The 13,390-nt window shown below is 66.4% G+C and carries 7 protein-coding genes and 1 pseudogene; 5 read left to right on the forward strand and 3 right to left on the reverse strand.

The window, feature by feature from the left end:
• Window positions 1–221: 221 nt before the first annotated feature.
• Complete coding sequence (locus tag ACLJEU_RS25365; protein ID WP_414661208.1) at window positions 222–1,235, reverse strand: dipeptide epimerase; 1,014 nt, start codon at window positions 1,233–1,235, stop codon at window positions 222–224.
• A gap of 188 nt (window positions 1,236–1,423) precedes the next feature.
• On the opposite strand from ACLJEU_RS25365, the gene ACLJEU_RS25370 reads away from it, so the two are divergent.
• The 3 genes from ACLJEU_RS25370 to ACLJEU_RS25380 all read left to right on the forward strand — a co-directional run bounded on the left by ACLJEU_RS25370 (window position 1,424) and on the right by ACLJEU_RS25380 (window position 9,939).
• Window positions 1,424–3,751 (forward strand): CehA/McbA family metallohydrolase, encoded by a 2,328-nt coding sequence (locus ACLJEU_RS25370; RefSeq protein ID WP_414661207.1) that lies wholly within the window; start codon window positions 1,424–1,426, stop codon window positions 3,749–3,751.
• Between the two features lie 142 nt (window positions 3,752–3,893).
• Window positions 3,894–6,893, forward strand: a complete 3,000-nt coding sequence (locus ACLJEU_RS25375) for a TonB-dependent receptor (RefSeq protein WP_414661206.1) — start codon at window positions 3,894–3,896, stop codon at window positions 6,891–6,893.
• A gap of 139 nt (window positions 6,894–7,032) precedes the next feature.
• Window positions 7,033–9,939, forward strand: coding sequence for a PVC-type heme-binding CxxCH protein (locus tag ACLJEU_RS25380; RefSeq protein ID WP_414661205.1), 2,907 nt, complete (start codon window positions 7,033–7,035; stop codon window positions 9,937–9,939).
• Between the two features lie 112 nt (window positions 9,940–10,051).
• Here the strand turns inward: ACLJEU_RS25380 and ACLJEU_RS25385 are convergent, their stop codons facing one another.
• Window positions 10,052–11,278 carry an outer membrane protein assembly factor BamB family protein gene (locus ACLJEU_RS25385; protein ID WP_457795317.1) on the reverse strand — a complete coding sequence of 409 codons (1,227 nt, stop codon included), beginning with the start codon at window positions 11,276–11,278 and terminating at the stop codon, window positions 10,052–10,054.
• A gap of 148 nt (window positions 11,279–11,426) precedes the next feature.
• On the opposite strand from ACLJEU_RS25385, the gene ACLJEU_RS25390 reads away from it, so the two are divergent.
• Window positions 11,427–11,915 carry a MarR family winged helix-turn-helix transcriptional regulator gene (locus ACLJEU_RS25390; RefSeq protein WP_414661203.1) on the forward strand — a complete coding sequence of 163 codons (489 nt, stop codon included), beginning with the start codon at window positions 11,427–11,429 and terminating at the stop codon, window positions 11,913–11,915.
• 53 nt (window positions 11,916–11,968) lie between these two features.
• Here the strand turns inward: ACLJEU_RS25390 and ACLJEU_RS25395 are convergent.
• Window positions 11,969–12,172, reverse strand: a pseudogene (locus ACLJEU_RS25395) (hypothetical protein); the annotation flags it as partial.
• 28 nt (window positions 12,173–12,200) lie between these two features.
• Here ACLJEU_RS25395 and ACLJEU_RS25400 point away from each other — a divergent pair.
• Window positions 12,201–12,605, forward strand: a complete 405-nt coding sequence (locus ACLJEU_RS25400; protein WP_414661202.1) for a truncated hemoglobin — start codon at window positions 12,201–12,203, stop codon at window positions 12,603–12,605.
• Window positions 12,606–13,390: the final 785 nt, after the last annotated feature.

The following is a 13,390-nucleotide window of genomic DNA, read 5'->3' on the forward strand; positions in this document are numbered from 1 at the left end:
CCGCGTGGAAGAAGGTGATGTGAGTCAGGCGATAAGGCCCAAGTAAACCTGCTTGCGCCGGTCGACCACCCGCGAATCACGCGAACCGGGCGAAATAAGCCATCAGAGGCCTTGCGGCAGAACCCAGCGACGAATCGCCCGTTGAGCAGAACAACCCATCCGCTGCGCTGAAATTCGCGGCGGTTCGCGTGATTCGAGGGCGCTCGCAGGCGGGGACGGACCTAGCGCGGAATCACGCCGATGCCCGGCCGATCCGGGAGTGTGATCCGGCCGTCGACGATCGTCGCGCCGTCGAAACAGTCGTTTCCGATCAGCACGGCGCCGTCGAGATCCGCCCAGTCCACCAGTGGCGACAGCTGCGCCGCCGCGGAAATGGCGCAGGACGTCTCGGTCATGCAACCGAGCATGACCTTCAGCCCGAGCGCACGCGCGAGCACGATCATCTTGTGCGCCTCCCGCAGCCCGGTGCACTTCATCAGCTTGATGTTGATGCCGTCGAACACGCCCCGCGCGCGCAACACATCGTCGAGCCGCTGCACGCTTTCGTCGGCGATCAACGGCAGCGGACTGCGCTCGCGCAGCCATGCGGTGTCATCGATCTGCTCCTTTGGCATCGGCTGCTCAATGAACACCACGCCCCGCGCCGCAAGCCACTCGATCCTGCGCAGCGCCTCGTCGCGCGTCTTCCAGCCCTGGTTGGCGTCCACGGTGATCGGCTTGTCGGTCTCTTGCCGAATGGCCTCGATCATCGCCTGGTCGTTGTCGCGACCGAGCTTCACCTTGATGATTTTGTAGATGGCGGCTTCGCGCGTTTTCTGTCGCACGATCTCGTCCGTATCGATGCCGATCGTGAACGACGTCACCGGCGCCTTCGCCGCATTGAGTCCCCACAGCCGGTACAGCGGCGCGCCGATCTTCCGGCCGACCCAGTCATGCAGCGCGATGTCCACGGCCGCCTTCGCCGCCGTGTTGCCCGGCGCCAGCGCGTCGATCGCGGGAATGATTTCCTCGAGGTTGAAGGGATCTTCGATGCGCGTGAGATCCACGCGGCGGAAAAACGCCGACGCCGAGTCCTGCGACTCGCCGAGGTAAGGTGGCATCGCCGCCTCGCCGTAACCGATCACGCCGTCCCGCTCCACCTCGACCAGCATCGCGGGCGTCGTCGTGCGCGAACTCGTGGCGATCGTGAACGCGTGTTTCAGTTCCAGCGTGTAGGGTCGGAAGCGGAGTTTCATGGGACCGAAACGAACTAAACCCGCTTGCCGCCGAGATCACGGACAAAGCACGCCGCCCGCCCTGGCCGGAGCGCACCGCCACACTCACCCAGCCGCACGGAAGTGCGACGCACCGCACGATCGTGATCTTTCCACCTTCGCGTTTTCGTCTTCAACTCGACTGTCGCCCGCCGTTCTTCCGTCCCCACGTGAAAACCCCGCTCCGCCTGTTGGTCGTCGCCGCGTGCCTGTGCGCCGCGACGCTTCCGGCCGCCACCGTCAGCGTGCCCGTCATCGAGAACGTCGCCTGGCAACCGCTCACCGCGCAGGTGAAACGCGTGATCGAAGCGCTCGAGTCTCAGGGCGCGCCGCTGCCCGACGCAGACCGCCGGGCGCTCGCCGCCCTCCCCGCCGGCGAACCCGCATCCGTCGCCGCGCTGCAGCAGATCCTGGATCGTCACTGCCTGTTCTTCGTGAACATCAATCCGGAGATGCGCGTGAAAGTCACCGCGGGGCCCGCCGCGCCGGAGCTCAACGAACAGGGCTGGCGGCAGTTTCTCGTCAAGGTGCACAACGAGGCCGGCACGACCGCGGCGCTCCACGCGACGAGTCCGAACGCCCAGCGCCTGTTCAACTCGCCCGCCGGCGACGTCCCGAACCGCTGGCTCGAGCTGCAGATGTTTGACGCGCAGCCATTGCGGTCGGCGCTCAGCGGGCTCGAGGTCGAGTACCGGATCATCCAGCTGCACAGCCGCGATGCCGGCCGGCGCGAGGCGAAATTCTCCTTCGACGTCGGCCAGGGCACGCAGGACATCGGTTTTCGCAACGAGGTCGATCTGCTCTTCCGCTGCCTCCCCGCGCGCGAGATCATGCTGGGCGTCCGCGATGAAAACAACCGGCCGACGACAGCGGCTTTTGTCATTCGCGATGCGCTGCAACGCGTGTACCCGTCGCAGGCCAAGCGGCTCGCGCCCGACTTTGCATTTCATCCGCAGATCTATCGCGCAGACGGCGAAACGCTCAAGCTGCCCGCAGGCACCTACACCGTCGCGTTTCAACGCGGCCCGGAGTCCGTGCCGCTGCAACGCACGCTCACCGTCGACGCGCAGACGTCGCGCTGGGACTTCAAGGTCGAGCGCTGGATCGATCCCGCGAAACTCGGCTGGATCTCCGGCGATCATCACATCCACGCCGCGGGCTGCTCCCACTACACCAATCCGACGGAGGGCGTGCACGCGCCCGACATGATGCGCCACTGCCTCGGCGAGGACCTGAAGGTCGGCGCCAATCTCACGTGGGGGCCGTGCTTCGACTACCAGAAGCAATTTTTCACCGGCAAGGAGGACGCTGTATCCACGTTTCCCTACATCCTGCGCTACGACATCGAAGTGAGCGGCTTTGGCTCGCACCAGAGCGGCCACCTCTGCCTGCTGCGGTTGAAGGATCAGATGTATCCCGGCGGCGATTCGAGCACGCACTGGCCGACGCTCGGCCTCAACACGCTGCGCTGGGCGAAAAAGCAGGGCGCCGTCGTCGGCCCCGCGCACTCCGGCTGGGGCCTGCAGCCGGTCGCACCCGGATCGAATGCGAATGCCAACAGCAAGAACTCCGGCGAGATCAACCTCGCGGCGAACACGCTGCCGAACTACATCGTGCCACCGTTCAACGGCATTGGTGCCAACGAGTACATCGTCGACGTCACGCATCTCGTCCCCGGCCCCGACGGCCAGCTCGTGCCCGCCGTGGATTTCATCTCGACCGTGGACACGCCGTACCTGTGGGAACTGAACATCTGGTACCACACGCTGAACGTCGGCTTCCGCACCCGCATCAGCGGCGAGACGGATTTTCCCTGCATCTACGGCGAGCGCGTGGGCCTCGGCCGGAGCTACGTGAAGTTGCCGGAGAAGTGGACGTATGAGGATTGGTGCGACGGCATTCGCGCGGGCCGCAATTACGTCGGCGACGGCAAGAGCCACCTGCTCGAGTTCCAGGCGGCGAGCAGCGCGACGACGATCCGGATGGGCGAGGCCGACAGCGAACTCCGTCTCGCCCTGCCGGGAAAAATCCGCGCGTCGGCCCGCGTCGCCGCGTACCTGAACTCCACGCCGGATCCGGAAATGAAACAGCGCCGGCCCAACCAGAAACCGTACTGGGACGTCGAGCGTGCACGCGTCGGGGACTCACGCGAAGTCGCGGTGGAATTGATCGTCAACGGTTATCCGGTCGCGAAGAAAAACATCCCCGCCGACGGCCGCATTCAGGACGTCGCCTTCGACGCGGCCATCGAGCGCAGCAGTTGGGTCGCGTTGCGCATCCTGCCCTCGTCGCACACGAACCCGATCTTCGTGGTCGTCGGCGACAAACCGATCCGCGCGTCACGCCGCAGCGCCGAGTGGTGCCTCAAGGGCGTCGACCAATGCTGGTCGCAGAAGGAAAGGTTCATCAAGCCGGCCGAGCTGCAGGATGCCCGGGACGCCTACGCGCACGCGCGAACCGTGTATCGTCAGCGCATCGCGGAATCGACGGTGGAGTGAACTTCGATCGTCGCGCCTCACCTTTCGCCCGCGGTGGTCGGGCACAACAGCTGCTCTGATTTTCGCTCTCGCCCCCTGCTCTTTTTCGTCCGCCCGGCGTCCGGTCGCACCCCTTTCGATCGCAGCCAAAACCACATCACCCATGAACGCTCGCATTGCTCCCAAGCACAGATGGTTCTTCCGCGCCGACGTCACGACCCTGCGACCGGTGCGACCACGGGCATGGTTGAGCGCCCTCGCGCTTGCCCTCCTGCCGCTCTCCGCCGCCGCCGCGACGGGCGTGATCTCGGGCGCCGTGAGCAACACCGCCACCGGCAATCTCCTCGAAGGCGCGCGGATCGAAGTGCCGGCGTTGGGGTTGTCGGCGCTCACCGATCCCTCCGGTCGATTCGTGCTGGCAGAGGTGCCGGCCGGGACCCACGAGGTCCTCGCGTCCTACATCGGGCTCGATCCCGTGCGCAGTCAGGTGACGGTCACCGCGGATCGCCGCACCGTGCGCAATTTCGATCTCACCACCGGCATCTACAAGCTGCGCGAGTTCAAGGTCACGGGCGATCGCGAGGGCGCGGCCGCAGCCATCACCGCCCAGCGCAACGCTGACAACGTGAAGAACATCGTCGCCATGGATTCGTTCGGCAATCTGCCCAACCGGAGTCCCGGCGAAGTCGCCATCCGGCTCCCCGGCGTCGCGGGCAACCTGGACGCCGAGGGCAATGTCACGAGCCTCGTCATCCGCGGCATGGGCCCGGGCCTCAACTCGACGACCGCCGACAACACCATCATGGCGAGCGAGGGCGGCATGGGGCGGAATTTTCCGATGAGCATCCTGACCGGCGCGCTGTTCCATCAGGTCGAACTGATCAAGGGCCACACGCCCGACAAGGGTGCCGAGTCGATGGGCGGCACCCTCAACCTCAAGACCCGCTCGGCGCTCAACATGGCGGACAAGCGCCGGATCACCTACAGTTTCGCGGGCCGGCTGGCACCCTCGTTCACGGAACAGATTCCGCTCCGCGAAGCGCATCGCTTCCATCCGTTGTTCAACGTCGGCTACCAGGAGATCTTCAGCGTCCTCGGCGGCGAGCGAAACCTCGGCGTCGTCGTCAATACATTCTACAGCGAAAACGTCGCCGGCATGTTCCGCTCGACGCGCGATTTTCAGAACACCACCACGCAGCCGGCGTACCTGTGGGACTATCGCACGCAGGACATCTTCAACAACCGCAAGCAGACCAGCGGGAACATCAAGGCGGAATACCGGCTTTCGCCCTCGACGAAATTCACCGTGACCGCGCAGGCCAGCAACAACGACGAGCCCTTCGAGCGCCGCTACGAGACCCGCGCCTACACCACGCAGACCGTCGGCACGACCGGCACCGCCGGTATCCTGCCCGGTTATACGAATCGCATCACGCAGGTCCGCGCCGCCCCGGGTTCAACCATCGATCAGACCAGCGCGATGTACAAGGGCTGGAACCAGCGTCTGCGCAACGCGGGTGCCAGCGCCGAGCACGAGTTTGGCCACCTGCAGCTCGATTACGGCGCCAATTTCAGCGACGCGCGCGTCCTTTCCACGCGCAAGCACGACGGCCAGCTCATCATGCGCATCAACAACGTCGGCTGGATTCTCGACCGAACCCAGTCCGACCTCTACCCGCGTTTCACCCAGACCGAAGGTCCCGATTTCAACGACCCGGCCAACTACCGGCCCGCGCCCAACGGCCTCAACGACCGAAACGACGGCAGCCTGCACAAAATTCGCGAAGTCCGCGGCAACGCCCGCTACGCATTGCCCACGCCGATGCCGCTGTTCCTGAAGACCGGTTTCAATTGGCGCGAACAGACCGTCTCGAGTTGGAATCAATCCCGCCGCTGGAGCTACATCGGCACCGGCCCGCTCGCGCCCGACGCGGGCCTCGTTACTTTCGACTCGACCAAGACCGGCCGGCGGATTCCGCAGTGGCAGACGGACACCTTCATCAAGGACGGCAATCCGGTGAACCCCGCGCTCTGGGCCGAAGACCGGTATTACCACGAGACCGTGCAGTACACCGGCACGCGCGCCGTGACCGAGGCCGTCACCGCCGGCTACATCATGGCCCAAGGCCGGCTGGGCCGCGAAGGCCTGCTGGGCCACACCGGTTTTCTCACCGGCGTGCGGACCGAAAAGACGGATAACGAAAGCTGGGGCTGGGTGCGCGCCCGCGTGCCGAGCTCCACCGCCGAACAACTGGCCGATCCCGTGGGCGCCGCCAAACGCGACTACGCCGGCACCCGGCGCGAAATCAACGGCGGCTACACGAAATCGTTTCCCAGCGTGCACCTGACCCACGACCTCACGCCCAACATCAAGGCCCGGCTCAGCTGGTCCACGAGCTTCGGTCGCCCGTCGTTGAGCAACGCGCTGCCCAACGAAACCTTCAACGCGACTGCGCAGACCCTGACGATCAACAATCCCGCGCTGCTGCCCCAGGTGGGATCGAGCTGGGACGCCACCCTCGATTACTATTTCGAGCCGGTGGGCAATCTCTCGATCGGCTGGTTCCACAAGAAGATCACCGACTTCATCGTCAGCGGCATCAACGTCGGCACCGTGGGCACCGGCACCGACAACGGCTACAACGGCGAATACGCCGGCTTCACCCGCCTGACCACGGCCAACGCCGGCACGGCCTTCGTGCAGGGCTGGGAAGCGAGCTACCAGCAACAGCTGACGTTCCTGCCCGGCGCGTTGAAGGGCCTGAGTTTCTCCGCCAACCTGACCGTGCTCGATACGCACGGCGATTTCGGCGGTGCGGCCAATCTCGGCAGCGGCCAGGTCGCCGGGTTCATTCCGCGGACCGGCAACGTCAGTCTGGCGTGGCGCTACCGCGCCTTCAGCACGCGCCTGCTCGTCAACTACACCGGTGACTACATCTCGAGTTACACAGCCGCGAGCGTCGGCCGGAATCTGTACCGCTTCTCGCGCACGAGCGTAAACGCCGGCGTGGAATACCGCCTGCGCCAGGGCGTGAGCGTCACCTTCGACGTCGCGAATCCCTTCAGCGTGCCGCAGAAACTCTACCGCGGCATCCCCGACCAGATGCAGAGCACGATCAGCAATTTCACCACCGTCACCGTCGGCTTGAGCGGACGCTTCTGAACGGGTGACCGCATTCGCCCGGCTGAAGAAATCCCACCGGCGTCCCACGTCGACATCGCCGCGCTCACTTCCTGCGTCGACGTCATATCACCAGTTGAAAGATTCACCGAACGCGTATGAAACGAAGCCGCCTCTTCTCATGATCCGTCCACGTCTCTCCGCCTTGCTCGGCCTCGTCACCTTCGCCGCCGTCGCCTGCGGCGCGACCACGCCGCCGCCGAAGGCTGATCTGCCGGAAGGCATGGAGCTCATCGTCGCCGCCGCGCCACCGCTCGTGAAGCATCCGATCATGGGCTGCCTCGACGATCGCGGCCGGCTCTTCGTCGGCGACTCCGCCGGCGTGAACTGGCGGCCCGCACAGTTGGAGAAGGAACTGCCGCATCGCGTGCTGATGCTCGAGGACACCGACGGCGACCAAGTCTACGACAAAGTCACCGTCTTCGCCGACAAGATGACGTTTCCCCAAGGTGCCTGCTGGGTCGACGGCTCCCTCTACGTCGCCTCGCCGCCCGGGATCTGGAAACTCACCGATACCAACGGCGACGGCGTCGCTGACCAGCGCACGATGATCGTGAGCGGTTTTGAATACGACGGCAACGCGGCCGACGTGCACGGCCCGTTCCTCCATCCATTGAACGGCCGGCTGTACTGGTGTCATGGCCGCAAAGGTCACAAGGTCGTGCAGCAGGACGGCACGCTCGTCCACGAGGGCAAGGCCTCGGGCGTCTGGTCCTGCCGCACCGACGGCAGCGACGTGCAATGGCACGCGCTCGGTTGCATGGACAATCCCGTCGAGGTCGATTTCACGCCGGAGGGCGATCTCTTCGGCGTGGTCAACCTGTACTACAACCAGCCGCGCGGCGACACGCTCATTCACTGGCAGCTCGGCGGCGCCTACGAGCGGCCCGATCAGATCGCCGCCATCGCCGCGCTGCCGCGCACGCTCGACACCATGCCGGTCGTCCACAACTACGGCCACGTCGCCGTGTCCGGCTGCTCGTTCTATCGTTCCGGCGCGCTGAACCCGGCGTGGCGCGGCGACATGTTCGTCACGTTCTTCAACACGCAGAAACTCGTGCGCACGAAACTCGTTCCCGCCGGCGCGACGTTCACCGCGACGACACACGAGTTCCTCAAGATTCACGATCCGAACGTCCATCTCACCGATGTGATCGAAGACGCCGACGGTTCGCTGCTCGTGCTCGATACCGGCGGCTGGTTTCGGATCGGCTGCCCCGCGAGCATGATTGAAAAACCGGATCTACGCGGCGCGATCTATCGCGTGCGCAAGAAGGACGCCCCGCGCCTGGCCGATCCGTACGGCCGGGAGATTGCTTGGGATCAACTCACGCCGGCGGCCACGCAGGCCTTGACGAACGACGCGCGCTGGAAAGTCAGCACGCGCGCCGCGGCGCTGGTGGCCAAGGCCGCACCTGCGGTCGGGGCCAACGCTGCGCTCCTCGGTGCCAGCACGCCTCCGCCAGCCCGTCGGCGCGCGCTCGAAACCATCGCGGCCGCGAAGCGCATCGATGCCAGCCAGCGCCGCGCTCTGCTCGCGATGCTCGGTGAAGCGCTCGATCCGGCGCTGGAACACGCGGCGATGTTCGCCGCGCTGGCCACGCGTTGCTTCGACCTCGAAACGGTGCGCGCCGCCTCCGTGCCGGCGGCGATCCGCCGGCTGCTGCGAATTGTCGAGCAGACGAGCGCCGACGACGCCACGCAGCGCGCGCTGCTCGAGATTGCCCGCACGCACGTCGGTTCCCCCGACGCCAGCCTGGCAGCGGCCGCCGCGGCGGTCGTGGCCCGCAACCCGCGCGCCCTGGATGTCCTGGCCGCAGATCTCACCGCCCAACTCGCGGCGCCGACCGTCGCGCCGGCCACGCTCGCACTCCTCGCCGAGCTTACCGGCAGTCATCTCGCCGAGCCGCCAGCCCAGGCGTTGATCACTTCCTTGCTGCGGCATCCGGCTCAGGCGGCGCGGCAAACCGCGTGGCGAGTGCTTGCCCGTCAGTCGGGCCCGCTGCGCACGACGGCGTGGATCGCGCCGCTCACGGAAAGTCTACGGCAGATCGCCGCGGCGAAGGAACAGGCGGACCTGCCGCTGCTGCTCGACGCCATCGCGCGAGTCCCGTCGCCAGACTTCGATCAACCGCTCCTGGCGCTCGTGCGCGATGAACAGCGCGCGCAACCGATCCGGCTCAAGGCCCTGGGCGCGTCCTTCCGCGCGGGCCAGCCGATGGGCGCCGATGCGTTTGCCTTGCTGCTCGCGGTTTCCCGCAGCGACGCCTCACCGTCGGCCCGCACCGAGGCCGCGCGACTGCTGTCGCGCTCGAAGCTTTCCGTCGCGCAACAGGTGGAGCTCGCGCCGGTGGTCGCCACCACGGGCCCGGTGGAGTTGGCGGAGTTGCTGAAGATTGCGCGCAGGGCCGACCCCGCGACCGGCCGCATCTGGGCGGAGGCGCTCGCCCGCTCGCCCGTTTTCGGCGCCATCGAGGAGAGTGCGGTGCGATCGGCGTTCAGCGGGATGCCGGCGGAACTTTATGAGCAGATCCTCATGCCCGCCGTGCGCGCTGCCACCGAGGAGAAGGATGCGAAAAAGCGTCTGCTCGAAACCCTCACCACGAAATCCGGCCAGGGCCGCGTCGCGGCGGGACAGGCCGTGTTTGCCACCAGCACGTGTGTCGCGTGCCACAAGGCCGGCGAGCTCGGCCGCGTGCTCGGGCCCGACTTGAGCCGCATCGGCCAGATCCGCAGCGCGCGCGATCTGCTGGAGTCGATTCTGTTTCCCAGCGCGACCATCGCGCGGGATTTCGAAACGCACATCGTCGAGACCGCCGATCGCCAGACGCACACCGGCACCGTCAAACGCGAAACCGCCGCCGCCCTCGTGTTGGTCGATCCGGCCGGGGAGGAGAAGCCGATTCCCCACCCGCAGATCGTGGCGCAGAGCCTCTCCCCCACCAGCCTCATGCCGCCCGGCCTGGAACGCACCATGACCGAGCAGCAACTGCTCGACCTCGTGGCGTGGCTGGGATCGTTGAAGTAGGATTTAGGTCAGGACGGCGACCGACTTGGGACCGCGACCGCCCCCGGTCGCCCGGAAATATAGCGACCGGGGGCGGTCGCGGTCCCAGGTCCAGTCAGCTTCGTCCCACCGATCACGGCTTCTTCGTCCCACCCAGACTCATCACGTGGCCGGTGGTGCGGAAATAGATCTTCCCGTTCGCGACTGCCGGCGTCGCGCGTGACAGCTCGCCGAGTTCATTGTTGGCGAGCACCTGAAACGTATCCGCCGCGGCAATCACCGCGACTTTGCCCGTATCCGAAACCCCATACAGCCGGCCGTCGACGCAGACCGGCGACGCGAAATAGTTTCCTCCGGCGCGCTCCTGCCACTTCACCGCGCCCGTAGCCGGATCGAGGCAGGTCACGATGCCGGCATCGCTCCACAGAAACAGCAGGCCGCCATACGCGATCGGCGTCGGCACATACGGCGCGGCCTTGCGCACATCGTACTTCACGACGGCCTGGCCCGTGCCGTCCGCGGGCGGCTGCACCGCGATAAGATAATGCCCGCCACCGCCGCTGCCGCACGAAGCGAACGTCAGGCCCGCCGCCACCACCGGCGAACTGATGCTGCGCATCGTGAGCACGCGCGGGGCCGTCGACCACACCACCTTGCCCGCGGATGGATCCACGGCCCCGATGCCGTCGTCCTTGGTGTTGAAAATCAGCAACGGCGGCTTGCCGGCCTGCTCCAGCACGCACGGCACGGAATAATCGGCATCGCCGCGCGCCCGCGGAATCGACCACGCCAGTTTACCGGTCTTGCGTTCCACCGCGACGATCGCACCGGCCTGATCCTGGTCGGCCGCTACAATGACGAGATCGCCGAAAACAATCGGCGAGTGTCCGCTGCCATGCTGCGACTCGAATTCGCCCAGCGGGTACTCCCACGCCGGCTCGCCCGTCTGCTGCAGCGCGCAGAGAAACATCCGATTGCCGTCCTGCCGGATGAAATACACCCGCTCGGCGTCCAGCGCGCACGTCGACGACGCAAAGGAGCTGAACTTGTGCAGATGATAGCTGCCCTGCGGATAGCCTTTGCGCCACAGGATGCGCCCGTCGCGCTCGTCAAGGCACACGACCGCGACCTCGCCGCCCTGCGCCACCTGCAGGAAAATTCGCGAACCCCACAGCACCGGCGACGAATGCCCCGCGCCCGGCAGCGTGGTTTTCCAATTGAAGTCAGCCTCGGTCCAACTCACCGGCACGGTCTTCGCCTCGCTCAACCCGGTGCCGTTGGGGCCGCGGAAGCGCGACCATTCCTGCGCCTCGAGCGAACCAGCGGCCAGCCCGGCGGCCAACATCACGAGTGCAAACATCCGGGGCGAAGTGAGTGGGGCGTTCACAACGCGGAACGACAGCCGCGCCCCCGCAGGGCGTCAACCGGCGATTGCGTTGCGGGGCGCGCTTCCCAGCCGGCCGTGCTTGCCGCTTGCCAAAGCGATGCCGGACCGGTTTTCGATTCGCATGCCTCGTCCGTCGTCCACCGCCCGCCCGCTTACGAAGGACGACTACGAACTGCTGGCCGAGTTTCGTTACACGCTGCGGAAGTTTTTCGGTTTCAGCGAGACCGCGGCCCTCGGCCACGGCGCGACGCCGCAGCAATACCAGGCGCTGCTCGCCATCGAGGGCTTTCCGGGGCGCAACTGGGTCACGATGGGCGAGCTCGCCGAACAAATGCAGGTCGCGCATCACAGCGCCGTCGGGCTCGTCGATCGCATGGAGACGTTGCGCCTGTTGCGGCGCACGACGTCGAAGGAAGATCGCCGCCGCGTGCACGTGACGCTCACCGCCCGGGGACTCGCCGTGCTGGAAAAACTCTACCGCGCGCATCGCGACGAACTGCAATCGGTCGGCCCGCGCCTCGTCGGTCTGCTGCGCCAGGCGACGCAACCCGAGGTCGTCGCCACGCCCGTCGCCAGCACACGATCGGCCCGGAAAGCGCGCATCCGCTGACGACGAGAGACGGCGCGCTCGCTCGCGTTCGCCTCCGCCGGCAGCGCCTGATCCAAGTCCGCGACGAGATCCTCGAGTGTCTCCACGCCTGCGGAGAGACGGACGAGACCGTTCGAGATGCCCGCCTGCCGCCGCGCGGCCGGAGTACGCCAGTCCGGATTGCGCCATGCCGGAGATCGACGATTGAGTGCAGGCCTTGACGGCCGACAAGGCGCGTCGGAACTCGATCCGGTAAACTCGCCGCTCCCGTTTGGCACTCCACCGATTCACCCGTAGCTTCTTCCGATGACCGCTCCCGCCCGCCCGCACTCGCTTTTTGACCGCATCGGCGGCCGCGCCCCGCTGCTGGAGTTGCTGCGCTATTTCTACGCGGACGTCCGGCAGCACGACGTCATCGGGCCGATTTTCGCGCGGCAGATCGGCGACTGGCCGGCGCATCTCGAAAAGATCGCCGACTTCTGGTCGGGCGCGACCGGCGGCCCCGTGCTTTATAGCGGCGCCATGCCGATGAAACACGTCCCGCTCGGGCTCGAGGAACAGCACTTCGAAGCCTGGCTCGATCTGTGGCGCCGCCAATGCCGCGCGCGCCTGGCGGCACCCGAAGCCGACGAACTCATTGCCCGCGCCGAGGACATCGGCCAGCGGCTCCGGCAGATCGTCGCGTTCGCGTCGCGCCGCCGTCCGGCCTGAGCGGAAGATGGAGGCGACGCGGTCGTTCTCCGATTCCTCCAACATGAGCCCGATGCGGCGGTAACTCCACGGCCCCCACCCTGAACACTCGCGGCGATTCGCGTCATTGGCGGACCCTGCTTAAGCGGGGAGAGAGCTTGGAACGTAAACCGCGCACTCAGGCGGAAGGTGCGGGGTGATTGGAAATAATAGCCGTCACGGATATGTCGGCCCGACGAGTCCGCATAACCCCAGTGATAGCCGGTCACGATCGGCTCGTCCTCGTCGGAGATGTTTTCGACGTTGAGCGCGAACCGCGCCTGGGCGCGGCCGATCGTGGTCTCGTAGGCCAGCACGCCGTGAATGTTGCGCACGGAGTTGCCGTGATACTCCACGCCGTCATAGATCGCCTGATACGACCGCCCGGTGAACGCCGCGCCCGCGCCGATCGACCAGCCCTTCAGTCGTTCGCGATCGAACGTGTAGGTGGCGAAAATGCTCGCGGTATAATCAACCGAGCCCTGTTGCGGCGAGCCTTCGACGGACTGCGTCAGCTTGTCCTGCACGGAGGCGATCGCGTTGCGCAGATCGGCGGCCTGCGTCGGATTGGCGGTGCTGCCCGCCTGCGTGGTCCAGGCCGCCAGATTTTTCGCCACGTGGGCACGGGTCAGCGGATAGAAGTCGATCACCGTGGCGCCGGGCAGACCGTAGCTCGCTTGGATGCGCAGATTACGCAGCGGATTGGCGGTGCGCTCGAACTCATAGCCGGAGACCTCGAGCGAGGTCGTATCCGAATAAGCCGCACT

The sequence above is a fragment of the Terrisphaera buseokensis genome (assembly GCF_047521145.2).
Classification (GTDB): domain Bacteria; phylum Verrucomicrobiota; class Verrucomicrobiia; order Opitutales; family Opitutaceae; genus ER46.